Origin of the sequence: Kingella sp. SNUBH-2017 (assembly GCF_028680565.1) — a bacterium.
Classification (GTDB): domain Bacteria; phylum Pseudomonadota; class Gammaproteobacteria; order Burkholderiales; family Neisseriaceae; genus Kingella_D; species Kingella_D pumchi.
Genome location: NZ_JAPHVK010000008.1, coordinates 1 through 19787 on the forward strand (window position 1 = coordinate 1; position 19787 = coordinate 19787).

Below are 19787 nucleotides of genomic sequence, written 5' to 3' on the forward strand. Positions count from 1 at the left end.
CGGCTGAACGGGCGGTAACTTCGAGTACAAAAAACTGAAGCAGTTTCTTTTGAATACTCTTTTTTAGTTTACAATGGGTTATCTTCATTTTTGCAGTCTAACATGACTGCTTATCTAGTACAGCCCCATAAAAAAACCTGCCGCCATCAAAAATGGCAGGCAGGTTTTGCTTTGCTTCGGGTTTAGTGCTTTTGGTGCAGGCGGATATAGTCCAGCGTTTTCAGCTCGGCAATTGCGGCGGCCAGTGCTGCTTGGGCTTTGGCCAGCGATTCTTCGTCCTGGGCTTTGGCAACGCCGGCTTCGGCGTTCTTCTTCGCCTCTTCCGCACGCGCCTGGTCCATTTCACTGCTGCGCACCGCTACGTCAGCCAATACCGTTACTTTATGCGGCTGAACTTCCAGCACGCCGCCGGATACCGCTACCAAGACTTCCTGGTTGGAGTCGGGCACGGTCAGCCGCAATGCGCCGGGACGCACCAAGTTCATAATCGGTTCGTGTCGCGGGTAGATACCGAGTTCGCCTTCCAGAGTCGGTACTACCACAAAAGTTGCCTCCCCTGAAAAGATGTTGTTCTCGTTACTTACCACTTCAACTTGCATGACACCCATGCCCGGCTCCTTAGTTCAGGGTTTTGGCTTTCTCAACCGCTTCTTCGATACCGCCGACCATATAGAAGGCCTGTTCGGGTAGGTGGTCGTATTCGCCGCTCAGAATGGCTTTGAAGCCGGCAATGGTATCGCGCAGGGAAACGTATTTGCCGGGAGAGCCGGTAAACACTTCGGCCACATGGAAAGGCTGGGACAGGAAGCGCTGGATTTTGCGGGCACGCATTACGGTCAGTTTGTCTTCGTCAGACAATTCGTCCATACCCAAAATAGCGATGATGTCGCGCAGCTCTTTGTATTTCTGCAGGGTGGACTGCACGCCGCGGGCTACATCGTAGTGCTCCTGACCCAGAACCATCGGGTCGAGCTGGCGGGAAGTGGAATCCAGCGGGTCAACTGCGGGATAAATACCGAGAGAAGCAATGTCGCGGCTCAATACCACGGTCGCATCCAAGTGGGCGAAAGTGGTCGCAGGAGACGGGTCGGTCAAGTCGTCCGCCGGTACGTATACGGCTTGGATGGAAGTAATGGAGCCGGTTTGGGTAGAGGTAATACGCTCTTGCAAACGACCCATTTCTTCAGCCAGCGTCGGTTGGTAACCTACGGCGGAAGGCATACGACCCAACAGGGCGGATACTTCGGTACCGGCCAGGGTGTAGCGATAGATGTTGTCCACAAAGAACAGTACGTCGCGGCCTTTGCCGTTTTCGTCTTTTTCATCACGGAAGTGTTCGGCCATAGACAAACCGGTTAGGGCGACACGCAGACGGTTGCCCGGAGGTTCGTTCATCTGACCGTAAACCATGGCCACTTTATCCAATACGTTGGAGTCTTTCATCTCGTGGTAGAAGTCGTTACCTTCGCGGGTACGCTCACCGACGCCGGCAAATACTGACAGACCGCTGTGCGCTTTGGCGATGTTGTTGATCAACTCCATCATGTTTACGGTTTTACCTACGCCGGCACCACCGAACAGACCCACTTTACCGCCTTTGGCAAACGGACACAGCAGGTCGATCACCTTAATGCCGGTTTCCAGAAGCTCGGTGGCATTGGACAATTCGTCAAATTTGGGAGCAGGCTGGTGGATGGCGCGGGTATGGGCGCCATCGATCGGGCCGGCTTCATCCACCGGATTGCCCAGCACGTCCATAATGCGACCCAAAGTAGCCTGACCCACCGGCACGGTAATCGGAGCACCGGTATTTTTTACGGCCAAACCGCGTTTCAAACCGTCGGAACTACCCATTGCAATGGTACGGACTACGCCGTCGCCAAGCTGCTGCTGGACTTCCAAGGTCAAATCACGATCCACTAATTTCAAAGCATCGTAAACGCGGGGGATAGCATCACGAGGAAATTCCACGTCCACTACTGCGCCGATGATTTGTACGATTTTGCCTTCACTCATTATCGTATCCTATCTGATGGGCCGGCGGCTGCCTTAAACGGCTGCGGCACCTGCCACAATTTCTGACAATTCTGTAGTAATCGCTGCTTGACGCGACTTGTTGTACACCAAGCGCAATTCCTTAATCGCGTTACCAGCGTTATCGGTTGCCGCTTTCATCGCCACCATGCGTGCAGCCTGCTCGGAAGCCATGTTATCGCTGACTGCCTGATATACCACCGATTCAAGGTAGCGTCTGAGCAGATACTCCAACACAACGGTTGGGTTGGGCTCGTAGCGGTAATCCCAGTGGTATTTCTGTCCGTCGTCCGCATCCAGAACACCGGAACCAATCGGCAGCAGTACTTCGGAACGGGGTTCCTGTTTCATCGTATTGACAAAGCAGGAGAAAACCAAATGGATAACATCCAGAGACTGGTCTTCATAGCGGCCAAAGATTTCAGTTAGCGCACCCAGCAAAATTTCCATTTTGGGCGTATCACCCAAATTGCTGACGCTGGCGATAACATTTAAGCCGATGCGCTGGCATGCCGCTAAACCTTTGCTGCCAAAGCACACAACGTCAACCGCAATGCCGCGTTCCTGATAATCCTGAACTTGCGCAAAGAATCTTTTCAATACGTTCGCATTCAGACCGCCGCACAACCCCTTATCTGTGGTAATCAGGATAAAGCCAGCACGTTTGACTTCTTTACGCTCTTCCAACAGCTGGATGCCGTGATATTCGTTAGTTTGGGCAAGATGACCCATTACTTGGCGAACTTTCTCGGCATACGGCCTAGCCAAGCGCATACGCTCTTGAGTCTTACGCATTTTAGAGGTTGACACCATTTGCATTGCTTTGGTGATTTTCTGCGTGTTTTGCACGCTTCGAATCTTGGTGAGAATCTCTTTTCCTACTGCCATTTTCAGACTCCTTCCCTGCTAAGCCTTTCAGGCTGTATAGTTGTAAGAAGCCTTGAACGACTTCATCGCATCAGTAAGCGCTTGTTCGTTTTCATCGGACATCGCGCCAGACGCATTGATTGCTTCCAATACTTGCGGCAGCTGGGTGCGGACATAGCTCAGGAATTCAGCTTCGAATGCAAGCGCTTTGGCAACCGGAACATCAGAATATGAACCATTGTTAATCGCCCACAAAGTCAATGCCATTTCCGCGGTATTCAGAGTGCTGAACTGTTGCTGTTTCATCAGCTCGGTTACCACTTCACCGTGTTGCAGCTGCTTGCGGGTAGCTTCGTCCAAATCGGATGCGAACTGGGAAAACGCCGCCAATTCACGGTATTGGGCCAAAGCCAAACGGATACCGCCACCAAGTTTCTTAATCACTTTGGTTTGGGCAGCACCACCTACACGGGATACCGAAATACCGGCATTAATGGCCGGGCGGATACCGGAGTTGAACAGGTCGGTTTCCAAAAAGATTTGGCCGTCGGTAATTGAAATTACGTTAGTTGGTACAAATGCCGAGACGTCACCCGCTTGGGTTTCGATAATCGGCAGAGCGGTTAGGGAACCGGTTTTGCCAGTTACCTTGCCACCGGTAAGTTTTTCAACTTCATCGGCATTGATGCGGGCGGCACGCTCCAACAGACGGCTGTGCAGATAGAATACATCGCCAGGATAGGCTTCGCGACCGGGCGGGCGGCGCAACAGGAGAGAAATCTGACGATAGGCAACGGCTTGTTTGGACAAGTCGTCATACACAATCAAGGCATCCTGGCCGTTATCACGGAAGTATTCGCCCATAGTGCAGCCTGAATAAGGGGCGATAAACTGCAACGCCGCAGCTTCTGAAGCGGAAGCGGCCACGACAATGGTATGCTCCATCGCTCCGTGTTCTTCCAGCTTGCGCACCACGTTGGCAATCGAAGAAGCCTTTTGGCCAATCGCCACATAGATACATATAACGCCGGTACCTTTTTGGTTGACGATCGCGTCAAGCGCAACGGCAGTTTTACCGGTTTGACGGTCGCCAATGATCAGCTCACGCTGACCACGACCTACAGGAACCATGGAGTCGATCGCTTTCAAGCCGGTTTGCATCGGTTGATCGACGGATTGGCGGGCAATCACACCCGGAGCAATTTTTTCAATCGGTGCGGTAAGAGAGCTGTTGATCGGACCTTTACCGTCGATCGGCTGACCCAGCGCATTGACTACGCGGCCAACCAACTCCGCACCAACCGGAACTTCCAAAATGCGACCGGTACATTTGACTTCGTCACCTTCGGTAATATGCTCGTATTCACCCAAGATTACGGCACCTACAGAGTCGCGCTCCAAGTTCATCGCCAAGCCGAACGTATTGTTCGGAAACTCGAGCATCTCGCCCTGCATCACATCAGAAAGACCGTGCACACGCACAATGCCGTCAGTAACAGAAATAACTGTGCCGCGGGTATGGGCTTCCTGCTTCGTATTTAAATTTTCAATTTTAGCTTTCAGCAAATCGCTGATTTCAGCAGGATTAAGCTGCATGAAAACTCTCCTAATTGGTCATAGTCGCGTACAGTTTTTGCAATTTACCCTGTACCGACAAATCTAACACCTGATCACCAACTACTGCCTTGATGCCGCCGATTAAATCGCGATCAGTTTCGAAAACAGCTTGCAACTTGGTTTGGAAATGCTGCTCCAAATCCTGAATAATCTGCTGTTTTTGATTTTCGTCGGCAATATCATAAGCGGTATAGACAACTGCCTGCCTGATATGCTTACGCGACAGCACCAGTTCCTTGAACTGCTCATAAATTTCAGGCAGTACCGGCAAACGTTTTTCCTGAGCCAGTACATACAGGAAATTTTTGAATTTATAGCTGCCCAAAGCAGGCGAATCACCCAGCAAGTCAATCAGCATATCGGCCTTTTGCTTGGCATCGGTATCGGTTTGAGCGATCAGAACTTCCACTTGGGGCTGCCGGACAAGCCAAGCAGCCTCTTTAAGAGAAGTTTGCCAGTTGTCGGCCTGTTCGCTTTCAGCCAATTCGAAAATGGCCTTCGCATAAGGACGGGCAATGGTTGCAAACTCTATCATTGGCTTACAGCTCCTGTTTCAAAGAAGCCAGCAACTGCGCATGTTGTTTTTCATCGACTTCGCGACGCAAGATGGATTCCGCACCTTTTACTGCCAGTGCCGAAACCTGTTCGCGCAAGGCTTCGCGCGCACGGTTTACCTCTTGCTCAACATCTGCTTTTGCTTGAGCGGAAATACGGGCAGCCTCGTTTGCGGCCTGAGTTTTCGCCTCATCCACAATCTGGGCGGCTCGCTTCTCGGCATTGGTTACCATTTCGGAAACCTGATTCCTGCCTTCAGCCAAGAGTTCTGCAACTTTTTTCTCTGCCTGCTCAAAATCGCTTTTACCGCGCTCGGCCGCAGCCAAACCCTCGGCGATTTTATCAGCGCGCTCGTCCAATGCTTTGGCGATAGGCGGCCATACATAGCGTATGGTAAAGCCAACCAAAATCAAAAAGACGATTAGCTGTGCAATTAAGGTTGCATTTAAGTTCACTTTGATAACCTTCCGTATTGGTTTTCAAATTCAAACGAATCGGAAATATCTATTAACCTTGGAACGGTTTAGCGAAGGCAAACAGCAGGGCAATTGCGGCACCAATCAAGAAAGCCGCGTCGATCAGACCAGCGATCAGGAACAGTTTGGTTTGCAGCGGGCCGATCAATTCAGGCTGGCGTGCAGAAGATTCCAGATATTTGGAACCAACCATTGCGATGCCGATAGAAGCACCCAATGCGCCCAATGCAACGATCAGGCTACAAGCAATAGCGATTAAACCGAGGTAAGTCATAGTAAAAACTCCTTAAACAAGAAAGATAAAGAAAGGGAACTACACAAACTACATCAAAAACTGTTTAGTGGTGGTCATGTGCCTGGCCGATATAAACGAAAGCCAAAGCCATGAAAATAAATGCCTGCAGGGTAATAATCAGAATATGGAAAATCGCCCATGCCGCGCCGGCAATAATATGGAAGAAAAACAATATCGGATCCAAGAAACCAATGCTGCCTGAAGCCGCCCAAGAGCCGCCCAGAAGCGCAATCAGCAGGAATACCAGCTCACCGGCATACATATTACCGAACAACCGCATGCCATGGGAAAAAGTTTTGGAGAGATATTCAAGAATATTCAAAAGAAAATTAACCGGACCCAGCATCGGACCGAACGGCGCGGTAAACAACTCATGCACCCAGCCTTTGCCGCCCTTAATCTTAATGCTGTAGAAAATACAGAAAATCAGTACGCCGATAGCCAGCGCAAGGGAAGTATTGATGTCTGCGGTCGGTACCACACGCAGCAAGGCGTGATGGTTGCCGGTCATTCCCTGCCACACGCGCGGCAGCAGATCCACCGGCAGTAAGTCCATCGCATTCATCAGGAAAATCCATGTAAACAGCGCCAAACCCAACGGGGCTACCACTTTGCGCGACTGCTCATTGTGGATGATGCCTTTGCACATATCATCGACAAACTCATACAGAAGTTCGACGGCAGCCTGAAAACGGCCTGGCACCCCAGAAGTCGCCTTCCTGGCGGCGCGCCACAACAGGAAAGAACCAACGACGCCGAGCACGATGGCAAAAAAGATTGCATCAAGATTGATAAAAGAGAAGTCGGCGATATTCTGCAAGCCCTGACCTTCGCTGACATCATTCAGACTGGTAAGACTCTGCAGATGGTGCTTGATATAGTCGGCAGCACCAGACGATTCACTTGCCATAACGATAGACCTTCAGAAATAGTAGAAAAACCAGATGACTGACCAACAGCAAACCGGCGATAAAAAACATCTCGCGCAATCCGCCATACAAGTAAAAAACAGCCACAGCGGCAAAGCCGGCCAGTATTATTTTTAAAATTTCTGAAGCGAGAAACACCGCCCCGGCGAAAGCAGGGCGCGAGTAGAAAAATTTTAAAAGCAATACCGCAACCAGAGTAGGAACCGTATAAGACAAACCGCCGAGCAAAAGCGACACGCCGGCAGCGCCGTCCCACACCCAATAACAAAACGCCGAAACCAGCAAAGTTACCGCCAACTGCACACCAACTAACGCAAACACAAGAGCCGTCCGAATCTCTACGCCGATTTCAAGCCGGCCGAATATAATCAAAGACACCCACAACAGTCAAGCAAATTCGTTAAGGCTTGTGAAAACACGGCTGGAAGCGTAATTTTTTCAAACATCGGCGTCCTGCGTCTTAACAAAACTCCGTAGGCAAGGGCGCAACGGATCCGTCCGTACAAAAACAGAATTATGATAAAATCCGCCACTTTTGAGCCTGCCAAACAAGGGCAGGCGGCTTTATTACATAAAGGAATATTCATGGCCGGACACAGCAAGTGGGCGAACATCCAACACAAAAAGGCCCGTGCCGACGCCAAACGCGGCAAAATTTTCACCCGACTGATTAAAGAAATCACCGTCGCCGCCCGCTTGGGCGGCGGCGATCCCGCATCCAACCCCCGCCTGCGGCTGGCAATGGACAAAGCTTGGGACGCCAATATGCCCAAAGACAACGTCCAGCGCGCCATCGACAAAGGCACCGGTAATCTCGAAGGCGTGGACTACATCGAGCTGCGCTACGAAGGCTACGGCATCGGCGGCGCGGCGCTGATGGTCGATTGCATGACCGACAACAAAACCCGCACCGTTGCCGACGTGCGCCACGCCTTTTCCAAAAACGGCGGCAATCTCGGCACCGACGGCTGCGTCGCCTTCAACTTCGTCCACCAAGGCTATCTGGTCTTCACCGATGCCGACGAAGACGCGCTGATGGAAGCCGCGCTCGAAGCCGGCGCCGAAGACGTTATCAGCCACGAAGACGGCGTTATCGAAGTGATCACCGCTCCGGCCGACTGGGCGCAGGTCAAAGCCGCGCTCGAAGCCGCCGGCTTCAACTCGCAGGACGGCGACGTAACCATGCGCGCGCAGAACGAAACCGAACTCGCCGGCGACGATGCGCTGAAAATGCAAAAACTGATCGACGCGCTCGAAGACCTGGACGACGTGCAAAACGTTTACACCTCCGCCGTTTTGCATTTCGACGAATAAACCGCGCCACCTTTTCAGGCAGCCTGAAACGGGCGGCAGGCATTCAAACTGCCGCCCGCAATCCGAACCACCACAGCAAGGAAATCCGATGAAACCTCTGTTTACCGCCACCGCTCTGGCCGCCCTGCTGGCGCTGACCGCCTGCGACCAGGCAAACAACGCCGCCGGCGCAGCATCCGCCGCCGAAACCCCGTCCGCCACCCAGGGCGATGCGGGCGCCATTCCTACCGAAACCAGCATCAAAAGCCGCGACGGCAGCTTCAGCATCGCCCTCAATTCCGGCTATGCCGACAAAAGCCAAGACCCCGCCTACCAGCCTGAAGGCAGCAAGGCCGACGACATCCTGCTGCTGCAACACAGCGACAGCGAAGGCATCACCGTAACCGCGCTGCGCCTGGGTCAGTCCGGCGACGCTGCGCTGGACGGCATCGAAACCGCGCTCAAAGCACGCAACGATCTGCAGGATCTCTCCAGCAGCAAGCAAAACGGCGTCTTGAGCTACAGCTTCTACAGCGACAGCGACGGCACCACCGTCAACGAAAGCTGCCGCGTTCAGGCTGCCGGCAAAGAGCTGGTCAGCATCTGCGCCGTCAGCCCCTACGCCGATGCCGCCGAATTGGAAGACCTACTGAAAACCGTCAGCTTCGGCTCCTAAGCCGTTTGCCGATGCCGTTTTTAAGGCATCGCAGATTTTTCAGGCTGCCTGAAAGCCATGTGCCGGACACCCGCGCCGCGCAGGAAAAACGGCAATCCGGCTTTGACGACCCTGCCGCAGCTTTCAGGCTGCCGCAGGGTTTTCCCTTGCCGCTAAAAGCAGCCTGAAAGCCCTTTTTATCCCGTTTTCCAGCCTTTCAGGCTGCTATTGCCATGACTGAATTCTCCCCACAAGACACCGCCCATATGCGGCGGGCGCTCGATTTGGCCGAACAGGGCCGCTTTTCCACCTCGCCCAATCCCCGTGTCGGCTGCGTGATTGCCCGCGGCGGGCAGATTGTCGGCCAGGGTTTCCACCTGCAGGCCGGCACGCCGCACGCCGAAGTCCATGCGCTGCGGCAGGCGGGCGAACTGGCGCGCGGCGCCACCGCCTACGTTACCCTCGAACCCTGCGCCCACTACGGCCGCACCCCACCCTGCGCCGAAGCCCTGATTGCCGGCGGCGTCGGCCGCGTGGTGGCCGCCATGCGCGACCCCAATCCGCAGGTGGCGGGCAAGGGTTTCGCCCTGCTTGAAGCCGCCGGCATCGCCACCGCCTGCGGCCTGCTCGCCGACGAAGCACGCGAGCTGAACCGCGGCTTTTTGTCGCGCATCGAGCGCGGCCGCCCCTTTGTGCGCATCAAAACCGCCGCCAGCCTCGACGGCAAAACCGCGCTGGCCGACGGCCGCAGCCAATGGATTACCGGCGCCGCCGCCCGCGCCGACGTCCAGCGCCTGCGCGCCGAAAGCTGCGCCGTGCTCACCGGCATCGGCACCGTGCTGGCCGACGATCCGCAGCTAAATGTGCGCGACTTCCCCACCCTGCGCCAGCCGCTGCGCATCGTGCTTGACAGCCGCCTGCGCCTTAGCCCCGCCCACCGCATCGCCGGCGACGGCGGCGCCACCCTGGTCATCACGCTCGTGCCCGACGACGGCCGTTTCGCCGTCTGCCCCGCCGTGCGCGTGCGCACCCTACCCGACGACGGCAGCGGCCGCATCCATCTTGCCGCGCTGCTGGAACTGCTGGCGGCAGAAGAACAGATAGGCGAGCTGATGGTGGAAGCCGGCGCCACTTTGGCCGGCGAGTTTCTGCGGCAGGATTTGGCCGACGAAATCGTCCACTACCAGGCGCCGAAAATACTCGGCAGCGATGCCCGCAATCTTTTCAGGCTGCCTGAAAACCCCGCCGCGCTCAGCGGCAGCGGTATCTGGCACAGCCGCAGCGTCGAAATGCTCGGCAGCGACATCAAATGGATGCTGCGCCGCGCCTGAGCCGCCGCATTAACCTGCCCTTACACAAAACTGTGCCATAATCCGCTCGCCCCTTCGCGGGGCGTTTGCTTAACAACACATTGAAAGGTCAAAGCCATGAATCTGGACGACGTAAAGAAAAATGTCGAATCTGCCGTTGAAAACGCCAAACACCAAGCTGAAGATTTCGTCCACCGCGCCGAAGACGCCGCCAAAGACGCCGTCGAATCCGCCAAAAAAGCGGTGAACGAAGCCGTCGAATCGGCCAAAGACAAGGCCGAAGAAGCCAAAGCCGGCCTGAGCGGCAAAGTGGAAGAAGCCAAGCACGCCGCCGAAAACGCCCTCGGCTCGCTGGGCGACAAATTCAAATAACCCCCGCCGCATACAAACCCTGCGTTTCAGGCTGCCTGAAACGCAGGGTTTTGCGTGCGCCGCCGTTGCGGCAAACTTTCAGGCTGCCTATCCCCAAGCAGCCTGAAAGGCTTTTTTCAGGCTGCCTGCACGGCGAAAACTGCTAAAATCGCGCCCTTTTCCGTTTTCCGATTTTCAGGCTGCCCTATGTCCGCAAACCTTCCCATCCTTCCCCCCGCCATGCTCGGCATACTCGGCGGCGGCCAGCTCGGCGCGATGTTCGCCCTCGCCGCCAAAACCATGGGCTACGGCGTAACCGTGCTCGATCCCGACCCCCACGCCCCCGCCGACCGCTTTGCCGACCGCCACCTGTGCGCCCCCTTCGACGATGCCGCCGCGCTGGCCGAACTCGCCCGATGTGCCGCCGTTACCACCGAATTTGAAAACGTCAGCGCCCAAGCGATGCGCGATCTGGCGCGCCACACCCGCGTTTCCCCCTCGGGCGACTCGGTGGCGGTGGCGCAAAACCGCATGCTGGAAAAAAGCTATATCCGCCGCGCCGGCCTGCCCACCGCGCCCTATGCCGAAATCCGCAGCGCCGCCGACATCACGCCCGACTGCGCAGCGCTGCTGCCGGGTATCGTCAAAACCGCCACCCTGGGCTACGACGGCAAAGGCCAAATCCGCGCAAGCAGCCTGAAAGACGTTCAGGCTGCCTTCGACACGCTCGGCGGCGTGCCCTGCGTGCTGGAAAAAATGCTCGACTTGCGCAGCGAGATTTCGGTGATTGTCTGCCGTCTCGACAGCCGAAACGCCATCTGCTACGACCCCGCCGAAAACCGCCACGAAAACGGCATTCTCGCCTATTCCGCCGTCCCCGCCGCCCTGCCGCAGGACGTTTTGGACCAGGCGCGCGAAATGGCGCTGCGGCTGGCCGACGAGCTGGACTACGTGGGCGTGCTGGCGGTGGAAATGTTCGTCGTCGGCGACACCTGCGAGCTGGTGGTCAACGAAATCGCGCCGCGCCCGCACAACAGCGGCCACCACACCATCGACGCCTGCGCCGCCAGCCAGTTTCAGCAGCAGGTGCGCCTGATGTGCGGCCTGCCCCCCGCCGACACCCGCCTGCTTTCCCCCTGCTGCATGGCCAACCTGCTGGGCGATTTGTGGCGCGGCGGTGCGCACGACATCGAGCCGGACTGGTCGCGCATCCTGCAGCACCCGCGCGCCCACCTGCACCTGTACGGCAAAACCGCCGCCCGCGCCGGCCGCAAAATGGGGCATTTCACCGTACTCGCCGCCGACAGCGACACCGCGCTTCGGGAAGCGCAGGCCATGCACGGCAGCCTGAAAGAAACCGCGCCGTAAAGGCGGCGCGCCAAGCGCCAGCAACAAGGCAGCCTGAAAACCGTTTCGCAAGGTTTTCAGGCTGCCTTTGCGTTTTGTCCGAGCGGTCGGCATTTGAATTTTGAAACACAATAAAGCAGCCTGAAAGCCTTCAGAAAACGCGAAAGCCACACAAGCGGCGTCATTCCCGCGCAGGCGGGAATCTTGTTTCGGATGGCACACCGGATGGTTTCTCAAGCATTATCGAATATCCGCCAAGATTCCCGCCTGCGCGGGAATGACGCCATTGGACGGGGAAAATCTGCTTCCCAAACCGAATATCAATAGTCCCGCAACCGTCGGCATCCGGCTTCGGAAATGCAAAAGGCAGCTCGAAAGCTCCCGAGGAATTTGGTATCCAACGAAAAATTTTGATAAAGTGGTCGCCTACAGGCAGTCTGAAACACTTTTCAGGCTGTCTTCCGGCAAGCCGTACAATTAAAACCAACTTAAACTTAAAGGATAGCAAAATGAAATTATTTCCCGTATTTGCCGTGCTGCTGCTTTTGGCAGCCTGCGGCCAAAGCGATCAGGAAAAAGGCCCGACCAAAGATCTCTACAATACCGATAAAATCAAACCCACATCCGAGCCGGGAGCTTGGTAAGCACACGGTTCGCGCCTTTTAAAAAGCAGCCTGAAAACCTTTTTCAGGCTGCTTTCGCGCTTTCAGGCTGCCTTGACCTTTGCGGCAGCCTGAAAACAGTTTCGCCGCGAAAGCCGTCTGCCGCCGCTGCATTAAATTGTTTCATGCGCCAAGCTCAAATTAAGCGCTTGCGCCGGCGCGGCAAAACCGCGACCATTGCAGGCTACAAAAATTGCCTAGGCCGCATCCGTGCAGCCGCCCTGTTTTCCGGCCGTTTGCGGCCATTTCCATTATCAGGAGAACCGATATGACCACCTTCCATCTTTCCGGCTACCCGCGCATCGGTGCCAAACGCGAGCTGAAATTCGCCGTCGAAGCCTTTTGGAAAGGCGCCAAATCCGAAGCCGAGCTACGCGAAACCGCCGCCGAAATCCGCCGTCTGAACTGGGCGACGCAGAAAGCCGCAGGCGCCGACCTTGTGCCCGTCGGCGATTTTTCCTTCTACGACCACGTGCTCGACACCCTGTGCACCCTGGGCGCGATTCCCAAACGCTTCGGCTTTGACGCCGTCAAACTGAGCCTGCCGGAGTATTTCCAGCTGGCACGCGGCAACGCCACCCAGTTTGCGATGGAAATGACCAAGTGGTTTGACACCAACTACCACTACATCGTTCCCGAATGGCACGCCGACACCGAGTTTTCCGTGAACGCCGCCAACCTGATCGCCCAGATTCAGGAAGCCAAAGCGCAAGGCTACGACATCAAACCGACGCTGGTCGGCCCGCTGACCCTGCTGTGGCTGGGCAAGAAAAAAGAAGAATTCGGCTGCCGCGTCAAAACCCTGCTGCCCAAACTGCTGCCCGCCTACGCGCAACTGTTGCGCGAGCTGGCCGCCGTCGGTGCCGACTGGGTGCAGATTGACGAGCCGATTCTTGCCGCCGACGCGCCGCAGGCCTATCTCGACGCCTTCGCCGGCGTGTATCAGGAGCTGGCCAACACCGGCGTGCGCATCATCATCGGCACTTATTTCGCGTCTGTCGCCGAGCATCTCGAGCTGCTCAAATCCCTGCCGGTTCACGGCGTGCACATCGACTGCGTACGCGCACCCGAGCAGCTGGCCGTGTTCGCCAACGGCTGGCCGGACAACAAAGTGCTGTCCGTCGGCCTGATCGACGGCCGCAACGTTTGGCGCGCCAACCTGAACAAAGTTATCGACACGCTGCAACCCGTTCGCGAAAAATTCGCCAACAACCTGTGGATCGCCCCCAGCTGCTCGCTGCTGCACAGCCCGCAGGATTTGGCGGTTGAAGAAAAACTCGATGCCGAAATCAAATCGTGGATGGCCTTTGCCGCGCAGAAACTGGTCGAGCTGGGCACCGTCAAACGCGCCCTGGAAAACGGCAAAGACAGCGTGAAAGACGCGCTGGCCGCTTCCGATGCCGCCGCCGCCGACCGCGCCACCAACAAAAAAATCCACAACGACGCCGTACAAGCGCGCGTAAGCAGCCTGAAAAAAGGCGAAGACCAGCGCAAATCGCCCTTCCCCGCGCGCATCAAAGCGCAGCAGGAATGGATGAAACTGCCGCTCTTGCCCACCACCACCATCGGTTCGTTCCCGCAAACCGCCGAAATCCGTCAGGCGCGCGCCGCCTTCAAAAAAGGCGAACTCTCCGCCGCCGATTACGACGCCGCGATGAAAAAAGAAATCGCCTACTGCGTCGAAGTGCAGGAAAAACTGGAAATCGACGTACCCGTCCACGGCGAAGCCGAGCGCAACGACATGGTCGAATACTTCGGCGAACAGCTGGCCGGCTACTGCTTCACCCAGTTCGGCTGGGTGCAGAGCTACGGCAGCCGCTGCGTCAAACCGCCCGTCATCTTCGGCGACGTCTCCCGCCCCGCGCCGATGACCGTTTACTGGTCGTCCTACGCGCAAAGCCTGACCAAACGCCCGATGAAAGGCATGCTCACCGGCCCGGTTACCATGTTCAAATGGTCGTTTGTGCGCGACGATATCCCGCTGTCCGTCGTTGCCAAACAAATCGCCCTCGCCCTGAACGACGAAGTTTTGGACTTGGAAAAAGCCGGCATCAAAGTCATCCAGATTGACGAGCCCGCCATCCGCGAAGCCATGCCGCTGAAAAAAGCGCAATGGGACGAATACCTGGCCTGGGCGTGCGAATCCTTCCGCCTGTCGTCCGTCGGCGCCGAAGACAGCACCCAGATCCACACCCATATGTGCTACTCCGAGTTCAACGACATCCTGCCCGCGATCGCTTCGATGGACGCCGACGTCATCACCATCGAAACCTCGCGCTCCGACATGGAGCTGCTGACCGCGTTCGGCGACTTCAAATACCCCAACGACATCGGCCCGGGCGTGTACGACATCCACAGCCCGCGCGTGCCGACCGAAGGCGAAGTCGAACACCTGCTGCGCAAAGCGATGGAAGTCGTGCCCGTCGAGCGCCTGTGGGTCAACCCTGACTGCGGCCTGAAAACCCGCGGCTGGAAAGAAACGCTGGAACAGCTCGAAGTGATGATGGCCGTAACCAAAAAACTGCGTAACGAGTTGGACAACAAACGTTAAGCGGCGTTTGCGCCCAAGCGCGCAGTAAAAAGGCAGCCTGAAAGCCGGTTTTACGGTTTTCAGGCTGCCTTTATGTTGCTTTTCCCGCTTTACCGCAACAATCTTCGAAAAATTCCGCGCCTTGATGTAAATCAATCGCAGCGTTGCTGAAAATCATTTACAATTACCACCGTTTTCTTTACATTTGGCGGTACCCATGATCCAAACCATCAGCTGGCGCAACACCGAAGCCGCGCCCGACGCTTTTCCCGAGCGTCAGGCGCTGATGCCGATTTGGGGCGGGGTGCCGCTGCCCCAGCCGCAATGGCAGCAAATCTGGCAGCAGGATTTGGCGCAGCCGATCAACGAAGACGCGCTGGCCTATCTGCACATCCCCTTTTGCGCCAACCACTGCGTGTTCTGCGGTTTCTACCGCAATGCTTGGAAAGACGGCTACAGCGCGGTTTATGTCGATAAAGTTATCGAAGAGATGGCCTGCGAAGCCGAGCAGCGCAGCATCGGCGGCAAAATCCGCGCGGTGTATTTCGGCGGCGGCACGCCCACCGCGCTGCACAGCGAAGACTTGGCGCGCCTGATCCGCGCCTGCTACCGATATCTGCCGCTGGCCGATGATTGCGAATTTACCGTTGAAGGCCGCATGAGCCATTTCGGCATGGACAAAGCCCAAGCCTGCATCGACGCCGGCGCCACGCGCATTTCCATCGGCGTGCAGACTTTCAATACCGCCATCCGCAAGCGGCTCGGCCGCAAAAACAGCGGCGAAGAAGCGCTGGCCTATCTGGAAAAACTGTGCCGGCTGGATGCGGTGATTGTGGCCGATTTGATGTTCGGCCTGCCCGCCCAAAACGATGATGTCTGGCAGCGCGATTTGGAGCTGGCTCTGTCGCTGCCGCTCTCCGGTCTCGACACCTACGCGTTTAACTGCTATCCCTTTTTGCCCATCAACCGCATGATCGAAAAAGGCGCCTTCCCCGTGCCACCCGGGCTGGACATGCAGTCGCGCCAGTATGCCTACGCCGTCGCCTATCTGCGCGAGCAGGGCTGGCAGCAGGTGAGCAACAACCACTTCGCCTATCCCGGCCGCGGCGAGCGCAACCTTTACAACACCCTGGTCAAATCCAATATGCCCTGCCTGGCTTTCGGCTCCGGCGCCGGCGGCAACACCCGCCGTTTCAGCTATCAGGTGCAGGGCGATTTGAAAAGCTATCTCGACACGCCCAAAGGCAGCAAAAACCTGTCGTTTATGAGCCGCCACGGCGAACACAAAACCCTGCTCGGCCGCGTCCAGCACGATATCGAACTCGGCCGCATCGACACCTCGCTGTTTTCAGGCTGCCCCGAAGCGCAAAAACTCATCGCCCAATGGCAGAAAATCGCGCTGCTCGAAATCGATCAAGACGGCATCGCCCGCCTTAACACCAGCGGCCGCTACTGGTCGCCTACCCTTACCCGCAAGCTGATGCTTGCCCTCCCGCAAACTTCAGGAAAGGAAAATTCCATGTCTTCACCGCTCTCTGCCGAACAGCAAACCGTACTGCGCCAATCGCTGGCCGACAATCCCGGCCAGATTCTCGAAATGCTCGCCGCCAAACACCAGTGCAGTCTCGAAGACGTAATCCGCTGCCTGCCCGACAACATGATCCGCCACACCGAAGGCAGCCGCATCGTCGAATTTCTGCAGGCGGTGGCCGGCTGGAACGAAGCCGTTACCTTTATCGCCCACACCCCCGACGCCATCGTCGAAGTAACAGGCAAACTGCCCAACGGCAAAGTCGGCCACGGCTTTTACAACTTCCAAGAAGCCGAAGCCGGCGGCGTGCACGGCCACATCTATTATGAAAACTGCCAGCGCATCTACCTGATGGAACGCCCCTTTATGGGCAAAGCCACCTGCTCGCTCAACTTTATGAACAAAAACGGCGGCGCCATGTTCAAAATCTTCGTCGGCCGCGACGAAAACGGCGAACTCAAAGCCCACCAGCTCGAAGCCATGCGCAAGCTGTTTGAAGGAGCCTGACCATGATCCTGCTCTTCGGTGCCAACGGCGCCGCCGGCCGCGCCTTTATCGAACAGCACGGCGGCCACAACCTGACCGCCGTGCTGCGCGCTGCCGACGACGGCTTTTTCGCCGCGTGCAACATCCCCGTGATTCACGCCGACGTGCTCGATGAAGCCGCCGTCGATGCCGCCTTCGAGCGCAGCCGTCCCGACATCGTTATCAGCTTTGTCGGCGGCAAAAACGAAGCCGGCATCCGCAGCGACGCCACCGGCAATATCCACATCATCCGCGCCGCCGAACGCCACACCCCCAACGCCCGCTTCATCCTTATCACCAGCATGGGCTGCGGCGAACAATGGGACGGCATGAGCGAGCGCTTCAAACAGGCGCTCGGCGAAGCCGTGCAGGCCAAAACCGAAGCCGAAAACGTACTGCGCCAAAGCAGCCTGAACTGGAGCATCCTGCGCCCCTGCGGCTTGGGCAACGGCGAGAGCAAAGCCTACCGCTTAAGCGGCAGCGACACCTCCGTGCCCGCCGGCTACATGACCCGCAACGGTCTGGCCGCCGCCGTTTTGGCCGTTCTGAACGATGCCGGCAGCAGCAGCCAAGTCTATTCGGTTACCGGCGACCCGGCCGAAGCAGCCTGAAAGCGCCCCGCCGCCTGCCCGATTAACGGCAGGCGTTTTTTTTGGCTTTCAGGCTGCCTGCAGTAAAACACCGATGGCAGCCTGAAAGCGCAGGCACGGCATACGGCGTGTGCCAAATTTTCAGGCTGCCCGTTTTCAGGCTGCCTGAAAACCCCGCCGCCCTACCCCGCCCGATATTTTTTGCCGCGCTAATTTTCCGCAAATTATCGCCGCCTATAATCCGCCCACGTCGAACAAGACGCCCCAAACAACACGAAAGGAATCCAAAATGAAAAAACTGATGCTTGCCGCCCTGATCGCCATCTCCGGCGCCGCCGTGGCCGACGACTACATCGAATACAAAATGCACCAAGACCCCGCCTACGAGCAAAACCGCGCCAAAGCGGTAAAAATGCTCGAAAAGCGCGGCTACCGCGTGTACAAAATCGAAGCCGACGACCACCGCGGCCGCCCCGCATTCGATGTCGATGCCTACAAAGGCAATGTCGAATACGACATCAAACTCTCCTACCCCGACCTGCGGATTCTGAAAGAGAAAATCGACGACTAAATCCCGTACGGCAAAAAGGCAGCCTGAAACATTTTCAGGCTGCCTTTTGCATGGCCGGCACTTGTGCGGATTTCTAAATTTGCTTGGGAGCTTTCAGGCTGCCTTTTGCCATAGAAAGCGCCGGCGCATCCGCATATAATCGGCAACCTGATTCACCCGTTTGCAAAGGAAAAAATATGAGTTCGAACCACACCATTCTCCAAACTCTCCCCATCGGACAAAAAGTCGGTATCGCCTTTTCCGGCGGGCTGGATACCTCCGCCGCGCTGTTGTGGATGAAACTCAAAGGCGCGCTGCCCTACGCCTACACCGCCAACCTCGGTCAGCCGGACGAAGACGACTATAACGCCATTCCCAAGAAAGCGATGGAATACGGCGCAGAAAACGCCCGCTTAATCGACTGCCGCGCCCAGTTGGCACACGAAGGCATCGCCGCCATCCAATGCGGCGCGTTCCACATTTCCACCGGCGGCGTGCCCTATTTCAACACCACCCCGCTCGGCCGCGCTGTGACCGGCACCATGCTTGTTTCCGCCATGAAAGAAGACGACGTGAACATCTGGGGCGACGGCAGCACCTACAAAGGCAATGACATCGAACGTTTCTACCGCTACGGCCTCTTGACCAATCCCGCGCTGAAAATCTACAAACCCTGGCTCGACCAACAATTTATCGACGAACTCGGCGGCCGCCATGAAATGAGCGAATTTCTGATTGCCAACGGCTTCAATTACAAAATGTCGGTAGAAAAAGCCTATTCCACCGATTCCAATATGCTCGGCGCAACGCACGAAGCCAAAGACTTGGAATTTCTGAACAGCGGCATCAAAATCGTCAAACCCATTATGGGCGTAGCGTTTTGGGATGAAAACGTGGAGGTGAAACCCGAAACCGTGTCCGTGCGCTTTGAAGAAGGCATGCCGGTTGCATTGAACGGCAAAGAATACGCCGACCCCGTCGAACTCTTCCTTGAAGCCAACCGCATCGGCGGCCGCCACGGCTTGGGCATGAGCGACCAAATTGAAAACCGCATCATCGAAGCCAAATCGCGCGGCATCTACGAAGCCCCAGGCATGGCGCTGCTGCACATTGCCTACGAACGTTTGGTCACCGGCATCCACAACGAAGACACCATCGAGCAATACCGCATCAACGGCTTGCGCTTGGGCAGGCTGCTTTACCAAGGCCGCTGGTTCGACAGCCAAGCGCTGATGCTGCGCGAAACGGCGCAACGCTGGGTGGCCAAAGCCATCACCGGCGAAGTCACCCTCGAATTGCGCCGCGGCAACGACTATTCGATTCTGAATACCGAATCGCCCAACCTGACCTACCATCCGGAACGCCTGAGCATGGAAAAAGTGGAAAACGCCGCTTTCACCCCGCTGGATAGAATCGGCCAGCTTACCATGCGCAATCTGGACATTACCGACACCCGCACCAAACTGGGTATTTACGCGCAAACCGGACTGGTGCAGCTGGGCGAAGGCGCGGTGATTCCGAAGTTGGATAGTAAATAAGGCAAATGTTAAAGGCAGTCTGAAACCTGATTCTCGGTTTCAGGCTGCTTTTTCCATATCAATGGCAAGACGGTATTCAGGCAGCTTCGGGCTTTTATAAAACTTTCAGGCAGCCTGAAAGTACCGCCCCGA

At 56.6% G+C, this 19787-nt stretch carries 20 protein-coding genes and 1 pseudogene; 11 read left to right on the forward strand and 10 right to left on the reverse strand.

Translation table 11 applies throughout. The annotated features are described in order from the left end of the window. From OP500_RS07225 to OP500_RS07270, 10 genes and pseudogenes are all read right to left on the reverse strand, one after another. Nucleotides 1-88: pseudogene (locus OP500_RS07225) on the reverse strand (IS1595 family transposase); the annotation flags it as partial. 94 nt (nt 89-182) lie between these two features. After that, nucleotides 183-608, reverse strand: coding sequence for a F0F1 ATP synthase subunit epsilon (locus OP500_RS07230; protein ID WP_238748698.1), 426 nt, complete (start codon nt 606-608; stop codon nt 183-185). A gap of 10 nt (nt 609-618) precedes the next feature. Then, nucleotides 619-2016, reverse strand: a complete 1398-nt coding sequence (gene atpD / locus OP500_RS07235) for a F0F1 ATP synthase subunit beta (protein ID WP_238748697.1) — start codon at nt 2014-2016, stop codon at nt 619-621. Nucleotides 2017-2049: 33 nt separating this feature from the next. Then, nucleotides 2050-2922, reverse strand: coding sequence for a F0F1 ATP synthase subunit gamma (gene atpG, locus OP500_RS07240; protein WP_238748696.1), 873 nt, complete (start codon nt 2920-2922; stop codon nt 2050-2052). Between the two features lie 27 nt (nt 2923-2949). Further along, complete coding sequence (atpA, locus tag OP500_RS07245; protein ID WP_274070583.1) at nt 2950-4497, reverse strand: F0F1 ATP synthase subunit alpha; 1548 nt, start codon at nt 4495-4497, stop codon at nt 2950-2952. Nucleotides 4498-4507: 10 nt separating this feature from the next. After that, nucleotides 4508-5053 carry a F0F1 ATP synthase subunit delta gene (locus tag OP500_RS07250; protein ID WP_238748694.1) on the reverse strand — a complete coding sequence of 182 codons (546 nt, stop codon included), beginning with the start codon at nt 5051-5053 and terminating at the stop codon, nt 4508-4510. 4 nt (nt 5054-5057) lie between these two features. After that, nucleotides 5058-5528 (reverse strand): F0F1 ATP synthase subunit B, encoded by a 471-nt coding sequence (locus tag OP500_RS07255; protein ID WP_238748693.1) that lies wholly within the window; start codon nt 5526-5528, stop codon nt 5058-5060. A gap of 52 nt (nt 5529-5580) precedes the next feature. Continuing rightward, nucleotides 5581-5823, reverse strand: coding sequence for a F0F1 ATP synthase subunit C (gene atpE / locus OP500_RS07260; RefSeq protein WP_238748692.1), 243 nt, complete (start codon nt 5821-5823; stop codon nt 5581-5583). A 64-nt stretch (nt 5824-5887) separates the two neighbouring features. After that, complete coding sequence (gene atpB / locus OP500_RS07265) at nt 5888-6754, reverse strand: F0F1 ATP synthase subunit A (protein WP_238748691.1); 867 nt, start codon at nt 6752-6754, stop codon at nt 5888-5890. Next, nucleotides 6744-7151, reverse strand: a complete 408-nt coding sequence (locus OP500_RS07270) for an ATP synthase subunit I (protein WP_274070626.1) — start codon at nt 7149-7151, stop codon at nt 6744-6746. The genes atpB and OP500_RS07270 overlap by 11 nt, the downstream gene beginning before the upstream one ends. Before the next feature lie 207 nt (nt 7152-7358). On the opposite strand from OP500_RS07270, the gene OP500_RS07275 reads away from it, so the two are divergent. The 11 genes from OP500_RS07275 to argG all read left to right on the forward strand — a co-directional run bounded on the left by OP500_RS07275 (nt 7359) and on the right by argG (nt 19655). Then, a complete protein-coding gene (locus tag OP500_RS07275) occupies nt 7359-8087 on the forward strand; it encodes a YebC/PmpR family DNA-binding transcriptional regulator (protein ID WP_274070584.1) in 729 nt (242 codons plus the stop codon). A gap of 88 nt (nt 8088-8175) precedes the next feature. Beyond that, nucleotides 8176-8742 (forward strand): hypothetical protein, encoded by a 567-nt coding sequence (locus OP500_RS07280; protein ID WP_274070585.1) that lies wholly within the window; start codon nt 8176-8178, stop codon nt 8740-8742. Nucleotides 8743-8954: 212 nt separating this feature from the next. Then, complete coding sequence (gene ribD, locus OP500_RS07285; protein ID WP_274070586.1) at nt 8955-10052, forward strand: bifunctional diaminohydroxyphosphoribosylaminopyrimidine deaminase/5-amino-6-(5-phosphoribosylamino)uracil reductase RibD; 1098 nt, start codon at nt 8955-8957, stop codon at nt 10050-10052. Nucleotides 10053-10148: 96 nt separating this feature from the next. Then, complete coding sequence (locus OP500_RS07290; RefSeq protein WP_238748686.1) at nt 10149-10403, forward strand: hypothetical protein; 255 nt, start codon at nt 10149-10151, stop codon at nt 10401-10403. A 186-nt stretch (nt 10404-10589) separates the two neighbouring features. After that, entirely contained in the window at nt 10590-11750 is a 1161-nt protein-coding gene (locus OP500_RS07295; RefSeq protein ID WP_274070587.1) for a 5-(carboxyamino)imidazole ribonucleotide synthase, read from the forward strand. A 488-nt stretch (nt 11751-12238) separates the two neighbouring features. Next, nucleotides 12239-12373 carry a hypothetical protein gene (locus tag OP500_RS07300; protein ID WP_255778784.1) on the forward strand — a complete coding sequence of 45 codons (135 nt, stop codon included), beginning with the start codon at nt 12239-12241 and terminating at the stop codon, nt 12371-12373. A 286-nt stretch (nt 12374-12659) separates the two neighbouring features. After that, the gene (gene metE, locus OP500_RS07305) at nt 12660-14942 is read left to right on the forward strand and encodes a 5-methyltetrahydropteroyltriglutamate--homocysteine S-methyltransferase (protein WP_238748684.1); all 2283 of its coding nucleotides are present in this window, start codon (nt 12660-12662) and stop codon (nt 14940-14942) included. A gap of 196 nt (nt 14943-15138) precedes the next feature. Then, nucleotides 15139-16959 carry a heme anaerobic degradation radical SAM methyltransferase ChuW/HutW gene (gene hutW, locus OP500_RS07310; protein WP_238748683.1) on the forward strand — a complete coding sequence of 607 codons (1821 nt, stop codon included), beginning with the start codon at nt 15139-15141 and terminating at the stop codon, nt 16957-16959. A 2-nt stretch (nt 16960-16961) separates the two neighbouring features. Then, the gene (locus OP500_RS07315; RefSeq protein WP_238748682.1) at nt 16962-17588 is read left to right on the forward strand and encodes an NAD(P)-dependent oxidoreductase; all 627 of its coding nucleotides are present in this window, start codon (nt 16962-16964) and stop codon (nt 17586-17588) included. Between the two features lie 268 nt (nt 17589-17856). Then, complete coding sequence (locus OP500_RS07320; protein ID WP_238748681.1) at nt 17857-18138, forward strand: PepSY domain-containing protein; 282 nt, start codon at nt 17857-17859, stop codon at nt 18136-18138. A gap of 176 nt (nt 18139-18314) precedes the next feature. Continuing rightward, a complete protein-coding gene (argG, locus tag OP500_RS07325; protein ID WP_238748680.1) occupies nt 18315-19655 on the forward strand; it encodes an argininosuccinate synthase in 1341 nt (446 codons plus the stop codon). Nucleotides 19656-19787 lie beyond the last annotated feature (132 nt).